This is a genomic window from Rhizobium sp. FKY42 (genome assembly GCF_005222835.1).
Taxonomy (GTDB): domain Bacteria; phylum Pseudomonadota; class Alphaproteobacteria; order Rhizobiales; family Rhizobiaceae; genus Neorhizobium.
In genome coordinates, this window is record NZ_STGA01000062.1 from 30,873 (window position 1) to 56,992 (window position 26,120).

The 26,120-nt window shown below is 61.2% G+C and carries 19 protein-coding genes and 1 riboswitch; of the genes, 7 read left to right on the forward strand and 12 right to left on the reverse strand.

Annotated elements, in window-relative coordinates; all coding sequences use genetic code 11:
* Positions 1 to 37 precede the first annotated feature (37 nt).
* Positions 38 to 5,509 (forward strand): MG2 domain-containing protein, encoded by a 5,472-nt coding sequence (locus E8M78_RS20300; RefSeq protein WP_137136780.1) that lies wholly within the window; start codon positions 38 to 40, stop codon positions 5,507 to 5,509.
* 5 nt (positions 5,510 to 5,514) lie between these two features.
* Entirely contained in the window at positions 5,515 to 7,605 is a 2,091-nt protein-coding gene (gene pbpC / locus E8M78_RS20305; RefSeq protein ID WP_137136781.1) for a penicillin-binding protein 1C, read from the forward strand.
* A gap of 58 nt (positions 7,606 to 7,663) precedes the next feature.
* Here pbpC and E8M78_RS20310 read toward each other — a convergent pair whose 3' ends face one another.
* Positions 7,664 to 8,998, reverse strand: coding sequence for a cobyrinate a,c-diamide synthase (locus E8M78_RS20310; protein WP_137136782.1), 1,335 nt, complete (start codon positions 8,996 to 8,998; stop codon positions 7,664 to 7,666).
* 52 nt (positions 8,999 to 9,050) lie between these two features.
* On the opposite strand from E8M78_RS20310, the gene E8M78_RS20315 reads away from it, so the two are divergent.
* A complete protein-coding gene (locus E8M78_RS20315) occupies positions 9,051 to 10,181 on the forward strand; it encodes a cobalt-precorrin-5B (C(1))-methyltransferase (RefSeq protein ID WP_137136870.1) in 1,131 nt (376 codons plus the stop codon).
* On the opposite strand, the gene cobM is transcribed toward E8M78_RS20315, so the two are convergent.
* Genes cobM through cbiE form a run of 3 tightly spaced genes read right to left on the reverse strand, consistent with a single transcriptional unit; the run spans position 10,136 to position 12,530 of the window.
* A complete protein-coding gene (gene cobM / locus E8M78_RS20320) occupies positions 10,136 to 10,909 on the reverse strand; it encodes a precorrin-4 C(11)-methyltransferase (protein WP_137136783.1) in 774 nt (257 codons plus the stop codon). The genes E8M78_RS20315 and cobM overlap by 46 nt on opposite strands.
* Positions 10,906 to 11,310, reverse strand: coding sequence for a cobalamin biosynthesis protein (locus tag E8M78_RS20325; RefSeq protein WP_246658411.1), 405 nt, complete (start codon positions 11,308 to 11,310; stop codon positions 10,906 to 10,908). The genes cobM and E8M78_RS20325 overlap by 4 nt, the downstream gene beginning before the upstream one ends.
* A complete protein-coding gene (cbiE, locus tag E8M78_RS20330; protein ID WP_246658412.1) occupies positions 11,289 to 12,530 on the reverse strand; it encodes a precorrin-6y C5,15-methyltransferase (decarboxylating) subunit CbiE in 1,242 nt (413 codons plus the stop codon). The genes E8M78_RS20325 and cbiE overlap by 22 nt, the downstream gene beginning before the upstream one ends.
* On the opposite strand from cbiE, the gene E8M78_RS20335 reads away from it, so the two are divergent.
* Positions 12,529 to 13,299, forward strand: a complete 771-nt coding sequence (locus E8M78_RS20335) for a cobalt-precorrin-6A reductase (RefSeq protein WP_246658419.1) — start codon at positions 12,529 to 12,531, stop codon at positions 13,297 to 13,299. The two genes, cbiE and E8M78_RS20335, sit on opposite strands and share 2 nt — an antisense overlap.
* Here the strand turns inward: E8M78_RS20335 and E8M78_RS20340 are convergent.
* Genes E8M78_RS20340 through E8M78_RS20370 form a run of 7 tightly spaced genes read right to left on the reverse strand, consistent with a single transcriptional unit; the run spans position 13,263 to position 21,545 of the window.
* The gene (locus E8M78_RS20340) at positions 13,263 to 14,027 is read right to left on the reverse strand and encodes a precorrin-3B C(17)-methyltransferase (RefSeq protein ID WP_137136786.1); all 765 of its coding nucleotides are present in this window, start codon (positions 14,025 to 14,027) and stop codon (positions 13,263 to 13,265) included. The two genes, E8M78_RS20335 and E8M78_RS20340, sit on opposite strands and share 37 nt — an antisense overlap.
* On the reverse strand, positions 14,024 to 14,779 hold the full coding sequence (locus tag E8M78_RS20345; RefSeq protein ID WP_137136787.1) for a precorrin-2 C(20)-methyltransferase: 756 nt from the start codon (positions 14,777 to 14,779) through the stop codon (positions 14,024 to 14,026). The genes E8M78_RS20340 and E8M78_RS20345 overlap by 4 nt, the downstream gene beginning before the upstream one ends.
* Positions 14,776 to 15,408, reverse strand: coding sequence for a precorrin-8X methylmutase (locus E8M78_RS20350; protein WP_137136788.1), 633 nt, complete (start codon positions 15,406 to 15,408; stop codon positions 14,776 to 14,778). Before E8M78_RS20350 ends, E8M78_RS20345 begins: the two co-directional genes overlap by 4 nt.
* A complete protein-coding gene (cobG, locus tag E8M78_RS20355; protein WP_137136789.1) occupies positions 15,408 to 16,724 on the reverse strand; it encodes a precorrin-3B synthase in 1,317 nt (438 codons plus the stop codon). The genes E8M78_RS20350 and cobG overlap by 1 nt, the downstream gene beginning before the upstream one ends.
* Complete coding sequence (cobN, locus tag E8M78_RS20360; protein WP_137136790.1) at positions 16,721 to 20,080, reverse strand: cobaltochelatase subunit CobN; 3,360 nt, start codon at positions 20,078 to 20,080, stop codon at positions 16,721 to 16,723. The genes cobG and cobN overlap by 4 nt, the downstream gene beginning before the upstream one ends.
* Positions 20,080 to 21,117: a cobalamin biosynthesis protein CobW gene (cobW, locus tag E8M78_RS20365; protein WP_137136791.1), complete on the reverse strand. Its 1,038-nt coding sequence runs from the start codon at positions 21,115 to 21,117 to the stop codon at positions 20,080 to 20,082. Before cobW ends, cobN begins: the two co-directional genes overlap by 1 nt.
* Positions 21,114 to 21,545 (reverse strand): DUF1636 family protein, encoded by a 432-nt coding sequence (locus E8M78_RS20370; protein ID WP_246658413.1) that lies wholly within the window; start codon positions 21,543 to 21,545, stop codon positions 21,114 to 21,116. Before E8M78_RS20370 ends, cobW begins: the two co-directional genes overlap by 4 nt.
* A 97-nt stretch (positions 21,546 to 21,642) precedes the next feature.
* Positions 21,643 to 21,870: riboswitch (cobalamin riboswitch) on the reverse strand.
* Positions 21,871 to 21,980: 110 nt separating this feature from the next.
* On the opposite strand from E8M78_RS20370, the gene cobO reads away from it, so the two are divergent.
* Together cobO and E8M78_RS20380 are read left to right on the forward strand one after the other, a co-directional pair.
* Positions 21,981 to 22,595, forward strand: a complete 615-nt coding sequence (gene cobO, locus E8M78_RS20375) for a cob(I)yrinic acid a,c-diamide adenosyltransferase (RefSeq protein WP_137136792.1) — start codon at positions 21,981 to 21,983, stop codon at positions 22,593 to 22,595.
* On the forward strand, positions 22,595 to 24,064 hold the full coding sequence (locus E8M78_RS20380; RefSeq protein WP_137136793.1) for a cobyric acid synthase: 1,470 nt from the start codon (positions 22,595 to 22,597) through the stop codon (positions 24,062 to 24,064). The genes cobO and E8M78_RS20380 overlap by 1 nt, the downstream gene beginning before the upstream one ends.
* On the opposite strand, the gene cbiB is transcribed toward E8M78_RS20380, so the two are convergent.
* Complete coding sequence (gene cbiB / locus E8M78_RS20385; RefSeq protein ID WP_137136794.1) at positions 24,048 to 25,019, reverse strand: adenosylcobinamide-phosphate synthase CbiB; 972 nt, start codon at positions 25,017 to 25,019, stop codon at positions 24,048 to 24,050. The genes E8M78_RS20380 and cbiB overlap by 17 nt on opposite strands.
* A 10-nt stretch (positions 25,020 to 25,029) precedes the next feature.
* Between cbiB and cobD the strand changes: the two genes are divergently transcribed.
* Positions 25,030 to 26,064, forward strand: coding sequence for a threonine-phosphate decarboxylase CobD (gene cobD / locus E8M78_RS20390; RefSeq protein WP_137136795.1), 1,035 nt, complete (start codon positions 25,030 to 25,032; stop codon positions 26,062 to 26,064).
* The last annotated feature ends 56 nt before the right edge of the window (positions 26,065 to 26,120 follow it).

Genomic DNA, 26,120 nt, shown 5'->3' on the forward strand with positions numbered 1-26,120 from the left:
GCCGACATTGCCGTTCATGCTGCGGTGGGAGGACATCATGTCGAAGCGAATCTCGTTTGCGGTCGCCTCTTTTCTGGCTCTTGGCCTTCTCGGTCCCGCTCAAGCGCAGCAAGCAATAAAGGCACCACAGTCGAACCGGACAATCGAGACGGTTGAGGACAGCGATTACATCGGCTTCGACCTGAGGACGGTCAAAAACGTTACGCTCCAGCAGTGCCAGACGGCCTGCATCGACGATAAATCCTGCCGCGCCTTTACCTTCAATGTGAAGGCGAAATGGTGTTTCCTCAAATCTGATTACAACCAGCTGAACAGCTTTGCCGGCGCAGTTGCCGGCAAGATCGTTGTCGCCAACAGCCAGCCGGATATCGGTGCGCCGCCAGCGCTTTCCATGGTTGGCGATGAGGCGACCAATCAGGCTGCTGCTCTTCGCGATGAATTGGCCGTTCCGCCAGAACTGGAAGGGCAGGGGCTGGAAAGCCTGAAGGCGCTCGCGCAGCTTGAATTCGTCAATGGCAATCCACCCGCCGCGATAAACGCGCTGACGGCGGCGCTCAACATCGAACCGGATGATGCGGGCCTGTGGAGCGAACTGTCGCGTGCGTCCGCTCAGATTAAGGATGATGCGGACGCCAAGGCACGGGCTGTTTCTGCTGCGATCAATGCCTATGATGCCTCCCGAACAGCACAAAGCCGCGCCGAGGCGCTTGCTTTGCTGGGCGATGCGCTTCATGCGCAGGAAAACCACCGGGGCGCTATTGATGCGCTGAAGGAAAGCCTGGCGCTTATTCCTTCCAAGACCGTACAGGCACGTTACAACGACCTCAAGGAGCGCTTCGGCTTCCGCGTTGTCGGTAACAGCGTGGATAATGATGCGGCAAGCCCGCGCGCCTGCGTGCAGTTTTCAGAAGCGCTTTTGAAAACCGGCACCGATTACGGCCAGTTTGTCGTCCTCAACGGTCAGGCCCCGCAGGCGGTCGAAGCCAAGGACAAGCAGATCTGCGTCGAGGGTCTGAAGCACGGCGAGCGATACAAGCTGACGCTTCGCCGCGGCCTGCCCTCAATCGTTGGCGAAAACCTGCAAGCCGCCGTCGATTTGAATGTCTATGTCAAGGATCGCTCACCCGCTGTTCGCTTCACAGGTGACAGCTTCGTTCTGCCATCCACGGCGAGGCGCGGTATTCCGATAGTTTCGGTCAACACCACCAGCGCCAAGCTGAAGCTTTACCGCATCGGTGATCGGAGTATTGCGCCGCTGCTCGCCAATTCGCAGTTCCTGACCCAGCTGGATGGTTATACCGCCGGTCAGGTGGAGCAAAGCAATGGCGAACTGGTCTGGCAGGGCTCCATCGACATTGCACAGGACATCAACAAGGATGTGGTGACGAGCTTCCCGGTCGATGAGGTTTTGCCGAAGCGCAAGCCCGGCGTCTATGTGCTGACGGCGGCGACTGGCACGGGCACTGTGAATGAATGGGACAACAAGGCGACGCAGTGGTTTGTCGTGTCCGATCTGGGCTTGAGCACTTTCGCCGGAACCGATGGGCTGAGTGTTTTTGTGCGATCGCTGGGTTCCGCCGAACCGGCAGTGGGCGTTGATCTGCAATTGCTCGCCAAAAACAATGAAGTTCTCGGCACCGCCAAAACAGATGCCGATGGCAAGGCTGTGTTCAGCGCCGGTCTCATTCGCGGCACGGCCAGCATGGTTCCAGCCGTCTTGATGGCCTCGAAGGGCGGCGAGGATTTCGTTTTCCTCGATATGACGCGCGCAGGCTTCGACTTGTCCGATCGCGGCGTGACGGGCCGTCCGGCTCCGGGTGCTATCGACGTTTACGCCTGGACGGAGCGGGGCATCTATCGCCCGGGTGAAACGGTTCATGCGGCGCTTCTGGCGCGAGATGTGACATCCAACGCCATCGAGCAATTGCCACTGACCTTCGTGTTTCTGCGCCCGGATGGTGTTGAAGACCGTCGCATGACCGGCACGGGAACGCTGGGCGGCTATGCCGTGGATCTGCCGGTTCTGGCCAGCGCCATGCGCGGCACCTGGACAATGCAGGTGTTCACAGACCCTAAGGCGACCGCAATTGCCGAGAAACGCTTCCTCGTCGATGACTTCGTGCCGGACCGGATCGAATTCGACCTGAAAAGCGAGGCAAAGGAAATCATCGTCGGCGAAAAGACGCCGGTGACCGTCGATGGCCGCTATCTCTATGGCGCACCTGCTGCCGGACTGGGCCTTGAAGGGGAGATCGTGCTGAAGCACACGCGTCAGCGCGAGACTTTCAAGGGCTATTTCTTCGGTCTGGCAAATGAAGAGGCGAGTGAGGCCGAGCGGTTGCCGCTCGAAGCGCTTGATCCGCTGGACGAGCAGGGCAAGGCCAGTTTCGATGGCGGGTTGACCGAGCTTGCCTACACCACCCAGCTGACCGATGCGAACATCGTGGTCCGCCTGAAAGAGGGTGGCGGTCGCGCTGTGGAGCGCACGCTGACACTGCCTGTTCGCGCCGATGGTGACCGTATCGGTATCAAGCCGGAGTTTTCCGGCGATCTTGCCGAGAACACTGTGGCGAATTTCAATGTCATCATGATTGGTGCCGATGGCCAGAAGCGTGCCGCCCCTGGCCTGTTGTGGAAGCTGGTGAAAATCGAGCGCGATTATCAGTGGTATCGCGAAGGAAATTCCTGGCGTTATGAGCCAGTCAATCGCACCAAGCAGATCGCGAATGGCAAGGTGGATGTGGCCGCCGTCGATGGGGGCAAGATTGCTGTACCCGTTCAGTGGGGTCGCTATCGCCTGGAAGTGACGGGGAGCGGGCAGGACGCGCCTGCCTCCAGCGTCGAGTTCGATGCGGGTTGGTTCGTGACCGCAAGCTCGACCGAGACGCCGGATGCGCTGGAAATCGCACTGGACAAGGCCTCCTATAAGGTTGGTGAAACGGCGAAACTGAAAGTATCCTCCCGCTATGCCGGTCAATTGATGATCGCCAATGGCGCTGAGAACCTGATTTCCGTCCAAAATGTCTCGATCGGTGAAAAGGGCGGCGAGGTTTCCATTCCCGTCACCAAGGAATGGGGTGCGGGGGCCTATGTCACCGCCTCGCTTTATCGTCCCGGCAATGCGCGGGAAAGCCGCATGCCGATGCGCGCCATCGGCGTCACCTGGTTGAAGGTGGACCCGCAGGATCGGGATCTCACGGTGTCGCTGACAGCGCCAGAAAAAATGCTGCCGCGCCAGCCGCTTCAGATCGGCGTGGATGTGAAAGGTGCAGGCGTGGGGGAAGAGGCCTATGTCACGGTTGCGGCTGTCGATGTCGGTATCTTGAACCTCACGCGCTATGAGCCGCCTGCGCCTGACAACTGGTATTTCGGCCAGCGCCGTCTCGGCCTTGAAATCCGCGATATCTATGGTCGCCTGATCGATGGCTCGCTGGGGGCGACCGGCAAGCTGCGCACCGGCGGCGATGGCGGAAGTGTTGCGCTTCAGGGAAGCCCGCCGAAAGAAAAGCTGATTGCCTTCTTCTCCGGCATCGTTCGTGTTGGGCCGGATGGCAAGGCCAATGTCAGCTTCGATATCCCACAATTCAACGGCACGGCCCGCGTGATGGCCGTCGCCTGGACGAAAACGGCAGTCGGCCATGGCACGAAGGATGTGGTGATCCGCGATCCGGTCGTCGTGACCGCCAGCCTGCCGCGCTTCCTTGCCCCCGGCGATGAGGCCATGTTGCGGCTCGATATCGCCAATACGGATGCACCGGCGGGCGACTATCAGGTATCGCTTGCGGCAAGCCCGCAAATCAGCGTCACGGGGGCGAATGCGTCCCGCACGATCAAGCTGAATGCCGGTGCGAAAAATACGGTCAACCTTGCGATCAAGGGCGTGCGTGTTGGTGATGGATCGCTGACGGTGACCTTGGCTGGAAACGGTCTTGCGCCCATGCAGCAGCGTCTGGAACTGCCGGTGCGCCCGGCAGTTCTGCCGGTTACTGAAAAGCGCATCATCTCGCTGGCCCCGAACCAGAGCCTAACGGTGGATGGCAATCTGCTGGCGGATGCGCAATTGCAAGGCGCGAGCCTGACGCTTGGCGTGGCCCGTTCGGCAGATTTCGACATTCCCGCGCTGCTGATGTCGCTCGATCGTTACCCCTATGGTTGCGCAGAGCAGACGACCAGCCGTGCGGTGCCGCTGCTTTATCTGTCCGAGCTTTCCAAACAGAGCGGCATGGCAGACGATCCCGACGTGAAGAAGCGGGTTCAGGATGCCATCTACCGCGTTCTCGCCTATCAGTCTTCCTCCGGCAGCTTCGGTCTCTGGGGACCGGGATCGGGGGATCGCTGGCTGGATGCCTATGTGACTGAATTCCTGACGCGGGCGCGCGAGCAGGGTCTCGATGTGCCGGATCAGGCGCTGGTGCAGGCACTGGAAAACCTGCAGAATTCGCTGGCCTATGAGGTGAACATCAAGGATCAGGGCGAACAGGTTTCCTACGCGCTCTATGTTCTTGCCCGAAACCGCAAGGCCTCGATCAGCGATCTGCGTTACTATGCGGATACAATGCTGAACGACTTCCCGACGCCGCTTGCGAAGGCACATCTGGCGGCTGCCCTTTCGCTTTACGGCGATGCGCAGCGCTCGAAGATGGTCTTTGCGTCGGCTCTTCAGATGACGGAACAGGCTGTTGCAACACCGGTCAGCCTGTCGCGGTCGGATTATGGCTCCACCTTGCGCGATGGTGCAGCGGTTCTGGCATTGGCGGCGGAAAGCCGTCCGGTTCCGGCCATTGTTCCGCAACTGGCGGCAGCCGTGGCCAACGAAGCCCGCAAGAAGAAGTATATGAGCACGCAAGAGCAGGTCTGGATGCTGTTGGCGGCGCGGGCACTGCAGAATGGCGATAGCGGCCTCAAGGTGGATGTGAACGGACAGGTGACGGCCGGTGCCTATCGCCAGCGGATGACGGGTGATGAATTGCTGGCCAAGCCGGTGACGCTGACCAACCGCGCGGCGGAGCCTGTCTCTGCAGTTATCACCACCTACGCCTCGCCCAAGCAGCCACCGGCCGCGGGTGGCAACGGCTTTGCCATCAGCAGGGCCTATTATACCCTGGATGGACAGGAGGCGAATGTCACGCAGGCGAAGCAGAACGAGCGCTATGTCGTTGTGCTGACCGTGAATGAAACGAATGACTGGCCGTCGCGCCTGCTCGTTCAGGATCTGTTGCCAGCGGGCTTCGAGATTGACAATCCGAACCTTGTCGATAGCGCCCAGCTGACGAATTTCGAATGGGTCGGACAGGTGCAAGTGGCTCATACGGAGTTCCGCAACGACCGCTTCGTCGCCGCCTTTGACCGCAACAAGGGCGATAATCGCGAGTTTTCGCTGGCCTATGTGGTGCGTGCAGTGACACCGGGAACCTATGATCACCCTGCTGCGAATGTCGAGGACATGTATCGTCCGGAACTGTCGGCGCGCACGGCGGCAGGGCGCATGCAGGTTCAGGAAGCGCAGTAGGCGCCATGGGCAGGCGGCTGAAATGGTGGCTGGCAGGTGGAGCGGGGGTCATGCTCGCGGCTGCGCTTTGCCTGCCGTTGGCAATTGATGCCGCTGACCGGGCCTATCCGCCCCCGCTGGATGCGGCACGGATTGCCTCCCCGGAGGTGCGCGATGCAGACGGGCAACTGCTGCGCGCCTTTGCCACGAAAGACGGGCTATGGCGGCTGAAGACGCGGGCCAGTGATGTCGATCCGCAGTTCATTCGCATGCTGATTGCTTACGAGGATCATCGTTTTTACCAGCATCCGGGCGTGGATATTCGGGCGTTGGGGCGTGCGGCGTTTCAACTGGTTACGCATGGGCGCATCGTATCGGGCGGCTCCACCCTTTCCATGCAAGTGGCCCGCCTCATCGAGCCACGAGAAAGCCGCTCCGTCTTCGCCAAGCTGAGGCAGATGGTGCGCGCGCTACAGATCGAGCGCCGTTTTTCCAAAGCGGAAATTCTCGATCTCTATCTGACACTGGCCCCCTATGGCGGCAATCTGGAAGGGGTACGGGCAGCAAGTTTCGCCTATTTCGGCAAGGAGCCGAAACGGCTTTCGGTGGCGGAGGCCGCTCTTCTGGTTGCTTTGCCACAATCGCCCGAAGGCCGGCGGCCGGATCGCTTTCCCGATACCGCCAAGGCTGCGCGGGCTCGCGTTCTCGCACGCGCCCATGTGGAAGCAGCCGTGGGGGATGGCGAGGCAGAACGCGCCGCGCTGGTTGCTGTGCCACGCGAAAGGCGGCAGCTGCCGGCGCTTGCCGCGCATCTGGCGGAAGTTGCGCTACGCAAGAAGCCAGGCGAATCACTTTACCCGACAACATTAAGGAAGCCGGTGCAGGACGCGCTGGAACGCGTGGCGCGAGAGGCAGGCGCGCGGCTGCCGCCCAAGGTATCGCTCGCCATGATGATGGCGGATTCGACCACGGGCGAGATTATCGCCGATGTCGGTTCCGCCGATTACTTCGATGCCTCGCGCTCCGGCTGGATCGATATGACGCGCATCAACCGCTCGCCGGGGTCGACGCTGAAGCCGTTCATCTACGGCCTCGCCTTCGAGGAAGGGCTGGTGGCGCAGGAAACCATCATCGAAGATCGCCCGTCTGATTTCTCCGGCTATCGACCGAAGAATTTCGACATGAGCTATCAGGGTGATGTCAGCATTCGCCAGGCGTTGCAACTGTCGCTCAATGTGCCAGCGGTGCGGGTTCTGGATGGTGTTGGCCCCAGCCGTCTGATGGTTCGTTTCCGGCGGGCGGAAGTTCAGCCCGTTCTGCCGGTGGGCGAAGCGCCGGGGCTTGCCATCGGGCTCGGCGGTGTCGGCATGACCTTGAAGAATCTCGTTCAGCTCTACGCAGGTCTTGCCAATCAGGGCTGGCCGGTGAAACTCGGCGATGGGGTGCGCGAGCAGCCGAAGCGGGATGGTATGCAGCCACTGCTTGAGCCTTCTGCCGTATGGCAGGTGACGGATATTCTCTCCGACGTTCTTCCCCCACAAGGAAGCCCAAAGCTCGGCCTCGCCTACAAGACCGGCACCAGCTACGGCTACCGCGATGCCTGGTCGGTTGGTTATGACGGACGCTATGTGCTGGGTGTGTGGGTTGGCAGGCCGGATAATGGCGCGGTTCCTGGCATTACAGGCTATGGCACGGCGGCCCCCATTTTGTTCGAGGCTTTTGCCCGCTCCGGCCTTGCCATCGCGGGCCATCCTTCCGCACCACCCGGTACACAGCGGTTGGCGCTGACGGATCTGCCGATTGGTCTCAGGCGCTATTCGGTCATGGCGAATGGCCTGCTGCGTTCCACCTCACGGGAACCGGCCCCGCAGATCGTCTATCCTCCCGAAGGTGCCAGAGTGGATCTTGGAGCGCGCAGCGGCGAGGAGATTGCGCCGCTGATGCTGAAATTGCAGGGCGGACGGGCACCCTTTCGTTGGTTGGCGAATGGCAAGCCGCTGGAGGATATGGCACGCACACGCAATTCCGAATGGAAGCCGGATGGGGCGGGCTATTCGACGCTCACGGTCATTGACGCTCGCGGGCGCGCTGCAACAGTACGAGTGTTTATTGAATAGCCAAGCATTCCCAGGAAAAGTGGGCACCGGTTTTCCGTCCGGGAATGCGTCCATAAAATCAAAATGTTGTTCGCGCTATGGCGTGAAAGAAGGTGCCGCTCACATGGCCGCGTCTGCCGCCGGAAAGGCCAAGCGGCTGGCCGGTTCCATCCGCGATTTCGGCAAATGGATCATCGCGTCCGGGGTCTGTGACGCTTGCATAGTGAAATTCGTGGCCGCGTAAAACATCGCCACCCGAACCCAAAGGCCCATCGGCCAGAAGGCGAACCTGTCTATACCCGAGGTTCATCTTGCGCTTGGCGAAACTGGTGGAGTGGCTGAGTAGCGCAGTCATGACATGGCGCACGCCGTCGGCGTCCACCAGACCGGTTCCCAGCACCATGAAGCCACCGCACTCGCCGTGCACCGGTTTCATCTGGGCAAAATGCCGGATTCGATTGCGGAAGCGGTTTGCGGCGGAAAGCTTGCCTGCATGAAGCTCGGGATAACCGCCAGGAAGCCAGCAGATGTCGCAATCAAGCGCCGGACCTTCATCGTTCAGTGGTGAGAAAGGCACAAGTTCCGCCCCTTGCGCGCGCCAGTGGGCACCCAGATGCGGGTAGAGGAAGGTGAAGGCGGCGTCCGACGCAATCGCGATCCGCTGGCCGGGGGGAGGAATGGCAGCGGCGGCATCGCCACGCCGCAAAGAAACGGGCTGCGCCAGTGCAAGCACGGCATCAAGATCGACCGATGTTTCCATCACATCCGCCAGCCGGTCGATATAGTCCTGAATGCCGCCGTGCTCGCTGGCCTGCACGAGACCCAGATGCCGCTCCGGCAGAGCCAGCGCGTCGCTGCGCAGAACAGCACCCACCACGGGCATGCCTGCAGCCTCGATGGCCGTGCGCGAAAGGCGTATGTGTCGCTCGCTGCCCGCCCTGTTGATGATGATACCCTTGGTGCGGACTTTCGCATCGTAATGCTTGAAGCCAACCGCGACAGCCGCTGCCGTCTGGCTCTGGCCCGATACATCCAGCACCAGCAGCACCGGAATATCCAGAAGCCGCGCCAGATCGGCGGCGGAGCCGGTACGCCCTGCGCCGCCATCAATGCCATCGAACAGGCCCATGGCGCTTTCAATCAGCAGCAGATCCGTATCGTCTGCGGCCTGGCCCAGCAAATGGGCCACCAGATCCGGCTCCATGGCCCAGCTATCCAGATTGAGACCTTCCAGACCAGTCGCCGCCTGATGGAAGCCGGGATCGATATAATCAGGCCCGGATTTCACGCCGCGCACCCGAATGCCACGCCGCGCAAAGGCGCGAAGCAAGCCAATGGTAACGCTTGTTTTTCCGGAACCGGAACGTGGTGCGCCAATGATGAGGGCTTTGGGGTTGAGTCGGCTGTCTGTCATGCTCATGCTTTTGCCAGTGACGATGCTCAACCGCAACGATATAGATGCATTCATGGACGTTGAAGGCAAAGAACTACGTCGTGGCTGGACCACGGGAACCTGTTCCGCTGCGGCGGCGAAGGCGGCCTGCCTTGCCCTGATGGGCCGAGGTTTCCCCGAAATGGTTGAGATTACCCTTCCCGGAGGCCAGAGACCGGCTTTTTCGCTTGCTTTGGAAGAGCAGGGCGAAGACTTTGCCCGTGCCGGGATCATCAAGGATGCAGGCGACGATCCGGATGTCACGCACGGCGCTTTGATTATCGCGACCATCCGTCGCGGTGAACAGGGAAAGGGACTGCAGTTCTTAGCCGGCAAAGGTGTTGGTACCGTGACGCGCCCCGGCCTTCCCATTCCACCGGGCGAACCGGCCATAAACCCTGTTCCGCGCCAGATGATTGCCGCCGCGATTGTTGAAGTGACCGGAGGCGATACGGATTTCGATGTGGAGATTTCCATTCCCGATGGAGAGGTGCTAGCGCAGAAAACTCTGAATCCAAGGCTGGGCATTGTCGGTGGCCTCTCCGTGCTTGGCACCACCGGCATTGTCATTCCGTTTTCCTGTTCGGCGTGGATTCACTCCATCTGGCGCGGCATCGATGTGGCACGCGCTGAAGGGCTGCCCCATGTCGCCGGTTCCACCGGCATGACCACGGAAAAGGCAGTGCAGGCGTATCACAATCTGCCTGAAACCGCGCTTCTCGACATGGGCGATTTCGTCGGTGGCATGTTGAAATATCTGCGCAAACATCCGGTTCCGAAAGTGACTGTTGCGGGCGGTGTCGCCAAGATGACAAAGCTCGCGCAGGGAATGCTGGATGTGCATTCCAAGCGTGGGCTTGCGGATCTGCAGGCATTAGCGAAGGTGGCTGCTGAAGCCGGAGCGGATGCGGCCTTGGCCGATGAGATTGCCAAGGCCAATTCGGTGCTGCACGCATTCCAGCTGGCCGAGGTACGCGGTATTCCGTTGGGCAATCACATTGCCGGTCTTGCTTGGAAAACGGCAGCCAAAGCCTTGCAGACGCCTGAGATTGCGCTGGAGGTGCTGGTGTTTGACCGTCAGGGAAAGCTGGTCGGTGAAGCGCCGTTCACACTGTCGGATCAGGTTTCTGCGCTACCCTTGCCCGACCTGAACCGTCGCACGTAATCCGGGCTGTAAAGCGCGCTCTCACGAAAATCTTCCGCCTGCAGACCAGGCCCGACGAAGATCAGCGCCGTGCGCTCGATCGGTTCTGCAGCCACTTGAGCTGCGATGGTGGACAGCGTGCCGCGCAGAATCTTCTCATCCGGCCAGCTTGCCTTGACCACGATGGCGACGGGGCAGTCTGCACCGTAATGCGGCGTCAGCTCCGCAACGATCTTGTCCAGCGCGTGGATGGCGAGGTGAATGGCGAGCGTAGCACCTGTGGCGGCGAAGTTCGCCAGATTTTCTCGGTCCGGCATTTTGGACGCGCGGCCGGACACGCGGGTGAGGATCAGGCTTTGCGCCACTTCTGGAATGGTCAACTCACGCTTCAGCGCGGCGGCGGCAGCCGCAAACGAAGGTACGCCCGGCGTCAGCGTATAATCGATGCCGAGCCGGTCCAGCCGGCGCATCTGTTCGGCGACAGCACTCCACACCGAGAGATCGCCGGAATGCAGGCGTGCGACATCCTGACCCGCTTCCTGGGCAGCAATGTACTCTGCCTCGATTTCATCGAGCGACAGCGAAGCGGTATCAACGATGCGTGCATCTTGCGGGCAGTAATCCAGAAGTTCGCGCGGCACGATGGACCCGGCGTAAAGGCATACAGGGCAGCGCGCGATAAGGTCACGGCCACGCACGGTTATGAGGTCTGCGGCACCGGGGCCTGCGCCAATGAAGTAAACGGTCATAAGCTATTCTCCGAAATGGCAATGGCGCAGGTGACGCCTCGCGAAACGTGGCGGGGGCCGACAAGGCGGGCGGTTGGTCCGGCTGCTGCAAGGGCTGCGGCTTCTGACAGACTGGGCAGGCCGGTATGGGCAAGGCTTAATTCCGAGCGGGTGAGTGTTCGGGACGTAACGGCTTGCAAGGCTTCATCCGGCAGAATGAGGAAATCGGCACCAAGCTGATTTGCAGCTTCGCGAATGCCTTCTTCTTCTGCCTTGATGCCGCCGGTCGCGATGAAAAGCGGATGGGCAAGCTTGAGATCATGCGCTTGCAAAGCTTCATCGATGACCGCCAGCACCACAGCCGCTGCTGTGCCTTTCCGGCAGCCAATGCCAAGCGCCATCATGCCTTTACCCAGGCCCATTGCGTTACCGGCATGGCAGCGCGCCAGCCGGTCATGGGACCAACGGGCTCGGCGCGATCTATGGACAGCCGGATAAGCTTGCCTCCAAGCCGCACCTGTGCATCGAGAAGGACCCGCTCCATTTCCAGCGTCACCGCATTGGCAACCAGCCTTCCGCCAGCGGGAAGTGCGGTGATGGCTGCCTCCAGCACGCCATCCTTGCTGCCACCGCCACCAATGAATATGACATCCGGTGTCGGCAGCCCAGAGAGTGCGCCGGGCGCCTTGCCCTCCACCACCTGAAGCCCCGGTACGCCGAAGGAGGCCGCATTGCGCCGAATTCGAGCGACCCGCTCCTGGTGATGTTCAATGGCAATGGCGCGCATGGAAGGATGCGCCAGCATCCACTCGATGCCGATGGAACCCGCACCTGCACCCACATCCCACAGCAGTTCGCCCCTGCGGGGAGCCAGCGCGGAAAGCGTTACCGCGCGAATTTCCCGTTTGGTGATCTGGCCATCATGCTCGAAGAGATCGTCGGGTAGGCCAAAGCCCAGAGGCAGAATGCGGGCCTGCAGTTGGGCCTGCACCTCGATGGCGATAAGGTTCAGCGGATCAAGGCCAACCAGATCGAAGCTCGATGCCTTTACCCGGCTTATCTTCTCCCGTTCCCGACCTAGTGCTTCCAGAACCGTGATCCGGCTTTCGCCGAACCCGTTCTCCGCTAGCAGCTTTGCAATAGTTGCAGGGCCGTGTTCGTCAGAGGTCAGAGCCAGCACCCTTCGCCCTGGATGCAGAAGGGGCCGGATCAGATCGAGCGACCGCCCGTGTAGTGAAACCGTCTCGATATCCTGCAAGGCCCATCCCAGTCGTGATGCCGCCAGCGAAAAGGCGGACGGCGCTGGATAGGCAATGAACTCGCTCGCCGGAACCTGTCGCGCCAGCGTCACGCCCACGCCGAAGAAGAAGGGATCGCCTGAGGCCAGCACACAGACTTTTCTGCCCCGCAGCGCCGTCACGGACTTCATTTCGCTATCGAATGGCTGCGGCCAGGGGCGGGCCTCGCCTGTGATTGCTGCCTTGGCAAGCTCCAGATGCCGTGCGCCGCCGAAGACGAATTCCGCCCTGGCAATCGCCTGCCTTGCTCTCTCTCCCAAACCGGCAAGACCATCTTCGCCAATGCCGACGATGGACAACCAGATGTCAGCAGGTAGAAGGGATGAGGGCAAATCAGGAGCCATAGCGGTGCACTCCATTCTCATTCTGGGCGGGACGACGGAAGCGCGGCAGCTGGCCGAAGCCTTGCGCGGCATGAACCGTTTCGGGCTGGAGCTTTCGCTCGCGGGTCGCACCAAGGCCCCCGTGGCGCAGCCGGTTCCGGTGCGTGTGGGTGGCTTCGGCGGAGCGGAAGGTCTTGCCGACTATCTCAAGGCCAATGCCTTCGATCTGCTGATCGATGCGACACACCCTTACGCGGCGCGCATTTCCGCCAATGCGGCGAAGGCTGCGCAAATTTCTGGTGTACCGTTGGTCGCTCTGCGCCGCCCCGGCTGGGAGCGGCAGGCAGGTGATCGGTGGACCGAGGTGGAGAGCGTTGAGGCTTCGGTTGCGGCGCTGGGGCGCGAACCGCGCCGCGCCTTTCTGGCGCTTGGTCGGCAGGAGCTTCTGCCCTTCAAGGCAGCGCCGCAGCATGATTATCTCGTGCGCAGCGTCGATCCGGTGGAGCCGCCGTTGAACTTGCCAAACGTGCGTTACCTCACAGCCCGTGGTCCCTTCAACGAAGCGGATGAGCAGGCGCTGCTGGCGGAAAGCGGCATCGAGGTGATCGTTTCCAAGAATTCGGGCGGTGCCGCCAGTTACGGCAAGATCGCCGCGGCGCGTGCTCTTGCGCTGCAGGTCATCATGATCAAGCGTCCGGTTTTGCCGGAGGTTCCATCGTTCCAGACGGTCGAGGCGCTCACTGCCCATGTGGATCAGGCCTTCCCACCCATCCAGGAACGTGGTGAATAGACCAGCGGGGGCTGGCTTTCCCGCTCGATCAGTCGTGTTTCCGTGGAACCGACGATGATGCAGGTCGCCATATCAGCTATATCGGAACGCGCTTCGGACAGCGGCACGACGTTGATGCGTTCATCGGGGCGACCGGCGGCGCGACCGAATATGACCGGAACTGTTCCCGGTAGGTGGGCGCGCAGGATGTCGAAAGCCTGCCCCAGCTGGTGCGGGCGCGCCTTGCTGACGGGATTATAGAAGGCCATTACGAAACCAGCTTCCGCGGCGGAAACCAGGCGTTTTTCGATCACGTCCCAAGGCTTGAGGTTATCGGAAAGCGAGATGGCGCAGAAATCATGCCCCAGTGGCGCGCCTGCCTTTGCCGCCACGGCCAGCATGGCGGTGACACCCGGAACCACGGCAAAATCAACCTTGCGCCATTCCGCCGGGCCTGCCTCAATGGCCTCGCAGACGGCGGCGGCCATGGCGAAAACGCCAGGGTCGCCGCCCGAGACGACGCACACCTTTCCGCCTTGCGCAGCAAGGGTGAGGGCGGCACCGGCGCGGGAGATTTCCTCGCGATTGTCGGAGGCGTGGCGGCGCTGGTCGGGGCGCAGATCCAGCCGGTCCACATAGGGGCCATAACCGAAGAAATCCGTCGTCTCAGCCACAGCAGAAAGAGCTTCCGGCGTGATCTGCTCAGGGCTGCCGGGGCCGAGGCCGACAACGGTGAGTTTGCCCGTCATGGCGCAAATCCTTGCGGGCGGGCTTTCCAGCCGGGAACCAGCACCAGCGAGAAATAGGGTGCCGGCGCCGTTTCATCCCGTTCAGCCAGAGGCATGGCATGGCCGGTGGGCATGGTGCCGCGCTCCACATAGATCGCGCCGCCGAGCTTGCCGGTCGCGGCCAATGCGCGGCGGATCTTCGGCAGGTTGCGGCCAACTTTCATGATCACCGCGCCATCGGTTCCGGCCAGTCGCGCCGTCAGTGCGTCCTCGGGCAGAGTGCCGGGCAGAACGCTGAGGATATCGTCGCCCTGCACCAGCGGCAGACCGGCCAGTGACCAGCAGCCGGACATGGCCGTGACGCCCGGAATGACTTCCGCCGGAAAATGCGGCGCAAGCCGCAGATGCAGGTGCATATAGGAGCCGTAGAACAGCGGATCGCCTTCGCTTAAGACTGCCACGTTTCGGCCCGCCTGAAGATGCACGGCAATCTCTGCCGCCGATTGATCAAAGAAGCCATCGATGGCGCGTTTATAGCTTTCGCTGTCCTTGTCCTCCTCCACTGTCACCGGATAGACGAGCGGCAGTTCGAGGATATCAGCCCGCACATGGGCGTCCACAATGGTGCGCCCATTGCCGCGCGTGCCGCGCTTGGCGAAAAAGGCCAACACATCGGCATTGTTCAGCGCCTTGACGGCCTTCAATGTTAGAAGTTCGGGATCACCGGGACCGGTTCCGACACCATAGATCTTGCCGGGAATCGCTTCGCTCATAGGCCGGCCCTCGCCAGTGCGTTGACGGCGGCTGCCGTCATGGCTGAGCCGCCCATGCGGCCCTTTACGATGGCATAGGGAATGCCGTGTCGGCTTTCTGCAAGTGCTTCCTTGCTTTCGGCAGCACCCACGAAGCCGACCGGCATGCCGATGATGGCGGCAGGCTTCGGGCAGCCCTTGTCCAGCATTTCCAGGAGGTAGAAGAGCGCGGTCGGCGCGTTGCCGATGGCGACGACTGAACCTTCCAGCCGATCTCGCCACAGTTCCAGCGCGGCTGCAGAGCGTGTATTGCCCACCTGTTTGGCAAGGTCCGGCACCTGCGGGTCGCGCAGCGTGCAGATGACCTCATTCTGGGCCGGAAGCCTTGCGCGGGTCACGCCGTGGGCCACCATCTGCGCATCGCAGAAGATGGGTTTTCCTGCCAGAAGCGCATCGCGCGCGGCGGCCACAAAGTCGGCTGAAAACTCGAAATGCGCTGCTGCTTCCACCAGTCCGCAGGCATGGATCATGCGGATGGCGACATCCGCTTGTTCCTCGCTGAAACGGGAAAGATCCGCCTCCTCGCGGATGATGGCGAAGGATTTGCGATAAATCGCATCGCCATCGCGGATGTAATCGTAGTCCGTCATCAAGGTCCTTCGCCAAGTGCTGCGGCAATCCCGCCGGGACCGAGCCGCACTAGGCAATCATGGTTCGTTTCGCCGTCCCGCCGTGACGTCTCAATGAGGGACGCAAGGGCTCTGAGAGCCGCTCTCTCATGGCCAGGGGCAAGCTGTTGGATTGGGGTATCCGTGGTTTTGCCGCAGAATACAAGATGGCTGCCGTTTTCGCTGCCCACCAGTGCAAGCGGCGAGGCGGTGGGATGCGCGCAACCCTTGCCGCAGCCGGAGAGATGAAGCCGGATTGACCCGTCAAAGAGGGAGGAAGTTTCCGCCGCAGCAAAGCGACCGGCTGCGTGCGTTGCCAGCCGTGCGGAATTGCAGGAAGGCGAACCCGGACAGGCATCAATCTGCCGTAGCGGGTCATCCGCCTTAACGACGAAACCAAGCTGCGTGGCGACTTTTTGCAGGCTTTGGCAGACCTCTCTGTTTGCGAAGACGAGCAAACTATGATCCGGCGCAGGCCTGATGCTTCCGATGCTGAGTGCTTCTGCCTGCTTTGCAAACTCCTCAAGCGTGCCCGCTTTCGTCTGGCCGAAGGGCAGGGCAATTCGCAGGGTGTGCAGATTCAGCCCAAGTGCAAAAGGCCCGAACGGGTTCTGGCGGAGTAGGATTGCTTGAGCCGTGATAGGTTTCAGATGGCGCAGCACATCTTGCGGAAGCGTGGCAGGATCGATCTGCCGCCCTCGTGCCTTCGGTCCAAGGCTGGCGAAATGATCCAACAGCGCCGCCACGCAAAGGGCCGCGTTTTCATCCCTTACAGAACCGATGACGTGACCGGTCTGGAATGTGCCGCCGAGGAAGACCGTCCATTCGGCCTCCTCAGTCGCGACCAGCCGGATATCGGCCAGCAGATCATCAAGGCGGATCAGCCCATTGGTTTCCAGCACGACGGAAAGCTTGGGTGCGAGCCTGCCGCGCAGCGCTCTCGCATGGTCCATGATGGCAAGGCCCAGCGGGCGCGGATCCATGCCCTTTTCAAAGCCTGCCAGTGGCGACCATTCCACCGCCAAGCCTTCGCGCAGCGGCAGGTCTAGGGCGCGAACATCCGCTTCCAATTTTGCGGCTGAATCTAACGTCAGACCCCGAATTTGCAGGTTTCCACGGGCCGAAATATCCAGAATGCCGTTGCCGTGCTCGATGGCGAGCTTGCAGATCGCAGCCAGTTGTTCGGGCGATATGGCCTCTGTCAGCGCCACACGGGAGAGATAACCATCGCCGGTCAGCATCGGCGCATGGAGGGCTGGACAGGCGCCGCGCGCCATGGAGGAGGCCATCACGTTCATCGCCGCGCCCTCGCATGGGCAGAGCCGTGCAGCATTTCGAGATCACGATCCACGGAGTTGCGGCGCGGCTGCCAGAGCCCGCGACGGCGGGCAGACATCAGCCGTTCTGCGATGGAGCGGGCGGCTTCCGGGTTCTGGTCCAGCACGAAGTCCCTCACCCGTTCATCGGCCACATAGGCATCGTAGATGGCTTCGATCAGACTTTGCGGAACCGCTTCCGTTGTCTCGGCAAAACCGACGAGGCGATCCACCGTCTCGGCAAATTCCGCAGCACCTCGCGGGCCGTGGCGCATCTGGCCGCTGATGAAGCGCGGGTTGATGGCGCGGGCGCGCACCACCCGCGTCACGGCTTCCGCTACGGAACGGGCGCGGGGTTTTTGCGGGTTGGTGGTATCGAGTGAAATCAGATCCGCCTTGCCGCCGAGGGCTGCCACGGCTGCGGCAAAGCCACCGATAAAGGCCACATCGCCGGAACCATCCAGCAGGTCGCGGCCCGGATCGTCGCCGGTATGCACCAGCAGATCCGCTTGCCGCACCCGTTCGGTAAAGGCTTCGGAAGCTTCAAAGCCATCACCATCAGGCCCGCCAAAGGCATGGCTGGTCATGGAAAGATAGGCGCGGCCCAGCTCCTCACGCGCCTGCCAGTCGCCGGAGGAAAGCTTTTCCTCGATGCCGGAGCCATAGGTTCCGGGAGCCGAACCGAAAATGCGCGGTGGGATTTGCCCGTGCCGCTTCGCCACTTCAGCCAGCGGATTGTCGCCCTCCGCTTCTTCGCGGGTTGCGATGGAACGCGTCGCAGCATCCAGCAGCGCAATCAGAGAGGGGAACATATCGCGAAACAGGCCGGAAATGCGGAAGGTGACATCCACACGCGGGCGGCCCAGCTGCGCGGGGGGCAGAACTTCAATGCCGGTCACCCGTCCGGTCGCGGCGTCCTGAACCGGTCTCGCTCCCATCAGCGCCAGCCCCTGTGCCGCTTCCTCGCCGCCGCTGCGCAAGCTGGCACTTCCCCAGAGATCGATCACAAGGCTTTTCGGCCAGTCGCCATGGTCTTGAAGATAGCGGCGGATCACTTCGTCGGCGGCCAGTCTGCCCAGCTCGAAGGCGGTGGGCGTCGGCATAGTGCGCGGGTCGGACGCGTAGAGATTACGGCCTGTGGGCAGAACATCGCGGCGGCCACGGGCAGGCGCACCGGAGGGGCCGGGGCGAATAAAGCGGCCATCGAGCGCGGCCAGCAGCGCCTCGCGCTCGGCTTTCGCACTTTGCAGTCGCAGCGGATCGGTTTCGCCTTCATCGGCGCGGCCAAACACATGCTGGCCGTCCTTTATGGCAAAATCCTTGAGGTCGCAGAGAAAGGCGTCAATTCGGGAAAGGGCGGTATCGGGGTCTTCCTCGCGGGAAATCCCGGCTTCTGCCGCCAGCCCAGTTTCCTCCGCCGTTTCAACGATCAGCTTGGCCAGCCGGTCGCGGCGCTTGCGGTCCAGGCCGTCGGCCTGCGCATATTCGTCCACCAGCAATTCCAGCTTTTGCTGGGCGGGGGAAAGCCCTGCCGTGGCCAGCATAGGCGGCAGATGCCCGATGGTCTGGGCGGCAATCCGCCGCTTGGCGACGGCCGCCTCGCCGGGATTGGAGACAATGAAGGGGTAGAGAACCGGCAGATAACCAGTCACGATGTCCGGGAAACAGTTTTGCGACAGCGCGACATTCTTGCCCGGCAGCCATTCCAGCGTGCCATGGGCGCCGACGTGAATGATGGCCTGCGTGCGCAGCTCCCTCTGCATGAAGCAGCCGAAGGCCAGCAGCGCATGGCGTGGCGGGCGGGCGGGGTCGTGATAATCCGTGCGACGATCCGCCTCGCGACCACGGTCCGGGGCCAATGCGACGGTCACATGACCAAATTGCACGGCGCGGAAATGGAATGCGCTCCCTGCATATGCTTCGTCGGCATCATAATTTCCCCAAGCGGCTTGCACGGCAGAACGTGCCTCTTCGGGAAGCGTGCGCAAATAGTCCGAATAGACCTGCGCATCCAGCTTTTCCGTCCGCCGCAACACGCGGTCCATCAGGTCTTTGGCGGTCGCTGGTATGTCGCTCACCGCATAACCTTCGGCCTGCAGGTCTCGCAGCATTTGCAAAACGCTTTCCGGCACATCGAGGCCGACTGCATAGCCGGTTCGGCCATCGGCACCGGGATAATCCGGCATCAGAATGGTGATCCGTCGCTGCGCTTTCGGCGTGGCATAAAGCGCCAGATGCTTGAGAATGCGATCAGCCGTCGCCTCCACCCGATCCGGCTCTGGCGCATTGGCAAAGCCGGTGAAGCCGAAATCTTCGCCCGCTTGCCGTTCCGCCTTGAAGGACAAAACACCTGCCAGAATGCGCCCATCCAGTTCCGGCAGGACCACATGCATGGCAAGATCGGAGGGTCCAAGTCCGCGCTGGTTTTCCGCCCAGGCCTGCCGCTTTGTCGTCGCAATCACGGTTTGAAACACCGGCACGCCAAGCACATCGAACAGCGTCTCGCCCTCCAGTTCTGCATTGCTGGCAAAGGCGGTGGCGGTGATGATGGCCGTAGGCTGCAAAGGGGCTAGCATATCCCGCACATGGGTCAGCGTTGCAGCGTCCTTGAGGCCCGGAACGAAGATGGGCAGAACGCAAACGCCTTGATCTTCCAGAGCCTCCACCAGCGCATTGATGGGTTCGACATCGCTGGCCAGCAGCATGGAACGATAGAAGAGCAGCGGCAGAAGTGGCTTGTCTGCACGTTCGCTCAGGGTCTCGTCCAGCGATACCACGCCGTGATGAGGCCGGTAGAGGCCAAGCTTGGGAACGTCGGTTGCCTCTGGCACGGCAGTGACGATGTCTCCAGATAGCCTTTTTATAAGTCGGCTAACAAGTCGATCCAGATTATCCGGTCCACCGGTTCTGAAGAAGGCCAGCACCGACTGGATTGCCGGAAGATCCACGGTCGAAGCCGCTTCCAGCCGCTCATCGCGCTCGCTGCATTCTCCGGGCAAAAGGTAGAGCGGAATATTCCGCTCTCTAGCGATACGCGCCAGCTCATCCACGCCATAGCGCCACCGGTCATAGCCGCCGAGAATGCGCACAAGGATCAGCTTTGCGTGCCGCGCCACCTTGTCGATCCAGAGATCGACCGACATGGGGTGGCGCAGATCGGCAAGCTGGGCAAGGCGAAGAGTGGGGCGTGCGCCTTCCAGCCGGCTCCAGGCGCTGGCGACCCCGTTCAGGTCGCTATCGGTGAAGGACAGCACCACCACATCCCCCGGCGTCTGGTTCAGATCAACCGGTTCGATCAGATCGTCAAGCGACGAGGATGTGGTGGCGAGAATATGCATCAGGCGGCCAGCAACTTCCCGATCTTCTCGGCGTCGATGCCCTTTTCACCGATCACGACAAGGCGAGAACGGCGGTCTTCACCGGCACGCCAGGCACGGTCGAAATAATGGTTCACGCGGGGGCCAACCGCCTGCACCAGAAGCCGCATCGGCTTGCCGGACACTTCCACATAACCCTTGATGCGCAGAACCTTTTCGGTATCCGTCACATCGGCAATCCGCTTGGTCAGTTCTTCGGGGCTGGCAATGGCCGGGATATCCAGCACGAAGCTGTCGAAGTCATCGTGCTCGTGGTCCAGCTCGTCATCGTGATGGGTCTTGCGGTTCTCGATATCGTCTTCCACTGCCAGACCAAGCCCGATGAAAATGGCCGGATCAATCTGACCGTTCTGGGAATTCACGATGCGTACGGCACGAGGAAGGTGGTCCTCCACATGGGCGCGGGCCTTTTTCAGATACGCTTCATTCAACAGGTCTGACTTGGTGAGGATCACCAGATCGGCGCAGGCGATCTGGTCTTCGAAGACTTCTTCCACCGGGTCGTCATGGTCGAGCGACTGGTCTTCTGCCCTTTGGGCGGCGAGCGCCTCCATGTCATCGGCCACGCGGCCTTCGGCGAGCGCCAGACCATCGACAACGGCAACGACGCCATCCACCGTTACCCGGCTTTTCACGCCCGGCCACTGGAAGGCCTGAACGAGCGGTTTCGGCAGGGCAAGGCCCGAGGTTTCGATCAGGATGTGATCGACCTTGGGTTCCATGGCGAGAATCTTGTCGATGGCGGGCACGAAGTCATCGGCCACCGTGCAGCAGATGCAGCCATTGGCCAGTTCGATGATATTGTCTTCCGGGCAGTTTTCGATACCGCAGCTCTTCAGGATTTCGCCATCAATGCCGACATCGCCGAATTCGTTGACGATGACAGCAAGGCGCTTGCCTTTGATGTTTTCCAGCGCATGGCGCAGCAGCGTGGTTTTACCGGCGCCAAGAAAGCCGGTGACGACGGTGCAGGGCACGCGGGCGAGCGAGTTGGTCATGAAGTCTGTCCTTCGACGTTTGTAAGAATTGGTTGAAGCGGCGGAATGCGGGCAATCATACCGCGCTTGAGGGCGTGCGGGCGACCCTTCCAGGGCATCAGGCCATCGGTGGAACCGGCCAGCAGGCGCGCACCTTCCAGCAGGTCTTCGGCCGCATCGGTGGTCAGGTCACCGAAGACGTAGGACCAGCCATTTGCGCTCTGGATGCTGGCGCTCAGGGCTCGCTTGCAATTGGCAAGACAGGCGACGGAGCGGATTTCAACCCCCTCAGCGAACAGCGATTTCGCACGATCGGCCAGCACGGCACCATCGCGCGGTGCATCGGCAGCTTCCTGGCCGCTGCGGCAGGTTTCGCAGACATAAACGACCACGTGGGGTGCTGCGTCCGTTCCGGCCCGTTTCAAATCTTGTCGTATAGAAAGATCCAAGAATCCACCCCAAATCATTGTTGCAATGGGGCGCATCCATGTCAGGTTACTCACCTCACATGGTTTGATACATCCTTGCCCGGAGCACCCCGCCCGGCGGATTTCATGCATAAACGGCAGGTCTCCTGGCTCGCGACCATCGTGCCTGCGCCGCCTTCCCGAAGCATTCTTCAGTGGCATTGTGCGCCGGACGCTCCAACCCGGTTCAACAGGTGGAAGGCCGCTTACAGTTGCGGGGGCAGCCGTGGCTTGGGCGAAACACCGCACCACGTTCCCTCTTAGCTTTTCCCGTTGCCGGGAAAAGACCGTTCACAGCCGTTCACTATGCCCTTGTGCAACTTGCTGTCAATGGTGATTGCAGCAGGGGTGATTGTCGCCTGAGGTGTTTCGACTATAGTCCGCCGCTCGAATGAAGAGCACAGCGAGGAGAGGCCAATGAAGGAGATTGACGAGAGCGAAGCGGAACGTCATCGCCGCAAGATGGCCAATCGCAAGGCGGTGCAAGATGCGGAAGTGGCCTCCAAGACCATCGAGAAGGGTTTGCTTATCGTCAATACGGGACCGGGCAAGGGCAAATCCACGGCGGCCTTCGGGCTTGCTCTGCGTATGCTGGGCCATGGGCGAAAGGTCGCAGTCGTACAATTCATCAAGGGCGCCTGGGATACGGGCGAGCGCGTGGCGCTTGAAGCTTTCCGTGATCGCGTGATCTGGCATACCATGGGCGAGGGCTTCACCTGGGATACGCAGGACCTCAAGCGCGATGTTGCCGCCGCTGAACGCGCCTGGGAAAAGGCGTTGGAAATGATGGCGCTGCCGGATGTGGGCCTGCTCATCCTCGATGAACTGAACATCGCGCTGCGTTATGATTATCTTGATCTCGAAAAGGTCGTCGCGGATTTGACGGCTCGCAGGCCGGATCTGCATGTGATCGTCACGGGTCGCAATGCCAAGGCGCCGCTGATTGAAGCGGCTGACATGGTGACGGAAATGACGCTGGTGAAACACCATTTCAAGGCAGGCGTGAAGGCACAGGCTGGAATCGAATTCTGATGGTGACGAATCCTGCCAAGGCATTGATGTTTCAGGGCACCGGCTCGGATGTTGGAAAATCCCTGCTGGTCGCTGGGCTTGCGCGTGCCTTTACGCTGCGCGGCTTGAAGGTCTTGCCGTTCAAGCCGCAGAACATGTCCAACAATGCTGCCGTGACCGCTGATGGCGGGGAAATAGGCCGGGCGCAGGCGCTGCAGGCGCGCGCCGCGAAGGTGCCCCTGTCTGTGCACATGAACCCGGTTCTCCTGAAGCCGCAGAGCGAAGTCGGCGCGCAAATTGTCGTGCAGGGCAAGGTGCGCGGCAATGCCAAGGCAGCTGAATACCAGCACATCAAGGCCGGGCTCATGCCAGCCGTTCTGGAAAGCTTTGAGCACCTGAAGGCCCAGGCTGATCTGGTGCTGGTGGAAGGGGCAGGCAGCGCGTCCGAGGTTAATCTTCGTCGCAACGACATTGCCAATATGGGCTTTGCACGCGCCGCTGATGTGCCTGTCGTACTGATCGGCGACATTGATCGCGGCGGTGTCATCGCCAGTCTTGCAGGCACGAAGACGGTGCTTGACCCCGATGACGCGGCGATGATCCTTGGGTTCATCGTCAATCGCTTCCGGGGCGATCCGAGCCTGTTCGATGAGGGCATGCGGATGATCGAGGGTTTCACGGGCTGGCGCCCAATTGGTTTGTTACCGCATTTCCCGGAAGCTTCGCGGCTTCCGGCAGAAGATGCGCTGGCTTTGAACTCGAAGCCTGCAGCAAAACCGGGGGCGAAGATCCGCATCGCGGTGCCGATCCTGCCTCATGTTTCCAATTTCGATGATCTGGACCCGCTGGACGCCGAGCCGGATGTCGAGTTGATCCGTGTCAGGCCCGGCGGTGTCCTGCCTGCCGATGCGGATCTCGTTCTTCTGCTGGGGTCCAAGGTGACGATTTCCGATCTGCAGGCACTGAAAGCTGCAGGTTTCGATATCGATATTGCCGCCCATGTGCGGCGGGGAAAGCCGGTTCTTGGCCTGTGCGGTGGTTACCAGATGCTGGGGAAAAGCGTCGTCGATCCTGACGGTATCGAGGGACCGGCAGGCGCAGTTGAGCCGGGGCTTGGCCTTCTGGATGTTGAAACGCGGCTGACCGGAGACAAGCGCCTCGTGGCCGTACAGGGCAAGACGACGGATGGTATTTCTTTTGCCGGCTATGAAATGCATGTGGGTGAAACGGAAGGTGTTGATTGCGCCCGCGCCTTTGCAGTGATCGAGGACCGGACTGAGGGAGCGCAATCGAAATCCGGTCTCGTTGCCGGCACCTATGTTCACGGCCTTTTTGCGGATGATGCCCAGCGTTCTGCCTGGCTTAAAAAGTTGGGCGGAGAGGCGTCACGGCTGGATTACGAACAGGGCGTGGAAGAGGTTCTTGATCGGCTGGCCGCGCATATGGAGCGGCACCTCGATCTCGATCTGCTGCTCACATTAGCGCGCTAGTCGCTACCGCCAGCAGACCAAAGAGAGCGATGAGCAGAAGATCGGCAGTGCGGGATAGGGTCAGCGCCCGGCGAATATCCGCGGCTGTGGCCTCGCGGCGTCCTCCTTCGCCCATGAAATGGTCATCTACCAATTCGCCGCCATAGACGCGGGGTCCGGCAAGGGCGAGACCCAGCGCACCCGCCATGGCCGCTTCCGGCCAGCCGGCATTGGGTGATTTGTGCTTGGCCGCATCGCGACGCACCGCCTCCCATGCTTTCCGGTGCGATGCGCCGGGTGTCATGAAGGCAGCTGCGGTGAACAGAAGCGCGGTCAGTCGCGAGGCTGGCAGGTTGATGAGATCGTCGAAGCGGGCCGCTGCCCAGCCATAGGCATAGTAGCGCTCATTCTTGTGGCCGATCATGCTGTCAGCTGTGTTCGTCGCCTTATAGGCGGTGCCGCCAGCCAGACCCAACAGACCCAGCCAGAGCGCTGGGGCAGTGATGCCGTCTGAGAAGTTTTCGGCAAGGCTTTCGATCGCTGCGCGGCACACCCCTGCCTCATCCAGCTGGTCGGGGTCTCTGCCAACGATCATCGAAACCGCCTTGCGTCCGGCCTCCAGTCCGCCGGTTTCCAGCGCATCGGCCACGGCGCGCACATGGTCCTCAAGGCTTTTCTGAGCCAAAAGACTGGATGACAGGAGCGCTGCCAGCAGAATACCGAGCGGCAGCAGAAACAGCATGCCCTCAAGGCTTGCGGCCAGAGCGATGGTCAGCGCGAGCAGAAAGATGAAGCAGAGCAAGCCGTTGCGTCGCCGCGTCTCAAAACTCTCGGACGCTATGTTGAAGCGCGCTTCCAGCCTGGAGATCAGTTTGCCGATCCAGATCACCGGATGGCCAATGCGGTCCACCAGCCATTGCGGATAACCCAAGAGCCGTTCAATAACGAGAGCGATAAAGGCAAGCGTGAAAGCCATGGAATTCGAAATGCAGCCAGAAAAACACAAACGGATCGACCACGGAGGAAGTTTGATGCGGGCAGTGCGGGAGTTTCCCGATGCGCCAACACCTTGGATCGACCTGTCCACCGGTATCAGTCCGCATTCTTATGGCTATTCACCGATCCCTGCCACCGCTTTCTCACGTTTGCCGGAACCTTCGGCGCTTCTTGATCTCTGTGCAGCGGCAGCGCGCTGTTACGGCGCGCGCGCCGGGGACAATCTAGCCGCGGCTCCCGGCACCCATCTGCTGGTGCCAATGATTGCACAGCATGCTTTTGGCGGACGTGCTGCCTCCAGCGTGAAGGCCGCAATCCTTTCGCCCACCTATGCGGAACATGCGCAAGCCTGCCGGATGGCCGGTTTCAAAACCGTGGAAACAGATGATTTCGATGCCCTTTCACAAGCGGATCTCGCTCTAGTCGTCAATCCGAACAATCCGGATGGGCGGTTCACTCCCGATTCCGATCTGTTGGCGCTTTCGCATAAGCTGGCGGCAAAAGGTGGAATGCTGATTCTCGATGAAGCGTTTCGGGATGTGCTGGATGAACCTTCCGCTTTGGTGGCAGATGTTCATGTGGGGCTCTCAGTCCTCCGCTCCTTCGGCAAGTTTTATGGTCTGGCGGGTATTCGTTTGGGCTTTGCCGTCACCGAACCGGATCTTGCTCAAGGTTTACGACAGCGGCTCGGGCCATGGGCCATTCCCGGTCCGGCGCTGCATATCGGTCTGGAGGCGCTGACAGATGTTGAATGGCAAGCAGCAATGCGGCGCCAGCTGGCGGATGAGGCTGGCAGGCTGGACGCTATGCTGAATGAGGCGGGTTTGATCGTGGCAGGCGGCACCCCGCTGTTTCGTTACGTGCGCGATCCCAGCGCGCAAGCTCTATATCAGCATCTGGGACATGCTGGAATTCTGGTTCGCCGCTTTGCCGAGCGGCCTGATTGCTTACGGATCGGCTTGCCAAAAGGTGAAGAGTGGGCACGGCTGCAAGCGGCTCTCTGCACAGCAAACTGGCAGCGTTGAACCCTGCAGGAAAGATTTGCAATCCATGCGGTGTGGGATAGGTTCTGGTCCATTCG

Excerpts from the sequence above, each read along its gene's own strand:
- E8M78_RS20300 (WP_137136780.1), top strand. The coding sequence starts at position 38 with ATGTCGAAGCGAATCTCGTTTGCGGTCGCCTCTTTTCTGGCTCTTGGC.
- pbpC (WP_137136781.1), top strand. The coding sequence starts at position 5,515 with ATGGGCAGGCGGCTGAAATGGTGGCTGGCAGGTGGAGCGGGGGTCATG.
- E8M78_RS20310 (WP_137136782.1), bottom strand. The coding sequence starts at position 8,998 with ATGACAGACAGCCGACTCAACCCCAAAGCCCTCATCATTGGCGCACCA.
- E8M78_RS20315 (WP_137136870.1), top strand. The coding sequence starts at position 9,051 with ATGGACGTTGAAGGCAAAGAACTACGTCGTGGCTGGACCACGGGAACC.
- cobM (WP_137136783.1), bottom strand. The coding sequence starts at position 10,909 with ATGACCGTTTACTTCATTGGCGCAGGCCCCGGTGCCGCAGACCTCATA.
- E8M78_RS20325 (WP_246658411.1), bottom strand. The coding sequence starts at position 11,310 with ATGGGCCTGGGTAAAGGCATGATGGCGCTTGGCATTGGCTGCCGGAAA.
- cbiE (WP_246658412.1), bottom strand. The coding sequence starts at position 12,530 with ATGGCTCCTGATTTGCCCTCATCCCTTCTACCTGCTGACATCTGGTTG.
- E8M78_RS20340 (WP_137136786.1), bottom strand. The coding sequence starts at position 14,027 with ATGACGGGCAAACTCACCGTTGTCGGCCTCGGCCCCGGCAGCCCTGAG.
- E8M78_RS20345 (WP_137136787.1), bottom strand. The coding sequence starts at position 14,779 with ATGAGCGAAGCGATTCCCGGCAAGATCTATGGTGTCGGAACCGGTCCC.
- E8M78_RS20350 (WP_137136788.1), bottom strand. The coding sequence starts at position 15,408 with ATGACGGACTACGATTACATCCGCGATGGCGATGCGATTTATCGCAAA.
- cobG (WP_137136789.1), bottom strand. The coding sequence starts at position 16,724 with ATGAACGTGATGGCCTCCTCCATGGCGCGCGGCGCCTGTCCAGCCCTC.
- cobN (WP_137136790.1), bottom strand. The coding sequence starts at position 20,080 with ATGCATATTCTCGCCACCACATCCTCGTCGCTTGACGATCTGATCGAA.
- cobW (WP_137136791.1), bottom strand. The coding sequence starts at position 21,117 with ATGACCAACTCGCTCGCCCGCGTGCCCTGCACCGTCGTCACCGGCTTT.
- cobO (WP_137136792.1), top strand. The coding sequence starts at position 21,981 with ATGAAGGAGATTGACGAGAGCGAAGCGGAACGTCATCGCCGCAAGATG.
- E8M78_RS20380 (WP_137136793.1), top strand. The coding sequence starts at position 22,595 with ATGGTGACGAATCCTGCCAAGGCATTGATGTTTCAGGGCACCGGCTCG.
- cbiB (WP_137136794.1), bottom strand. The coding sequence starts at position 25,019 with ATGGCTTTCACGCTTGCCTTTATCGCTCTCGTTATTGAACGGCTCTTG.
- cobD (WP_137136795.1), top strand. The coding sequence starts at position 25,030 with ATGCAGCCAGAAAAACACAAACGGATCGACCACGGAGGAAGTTTGATG.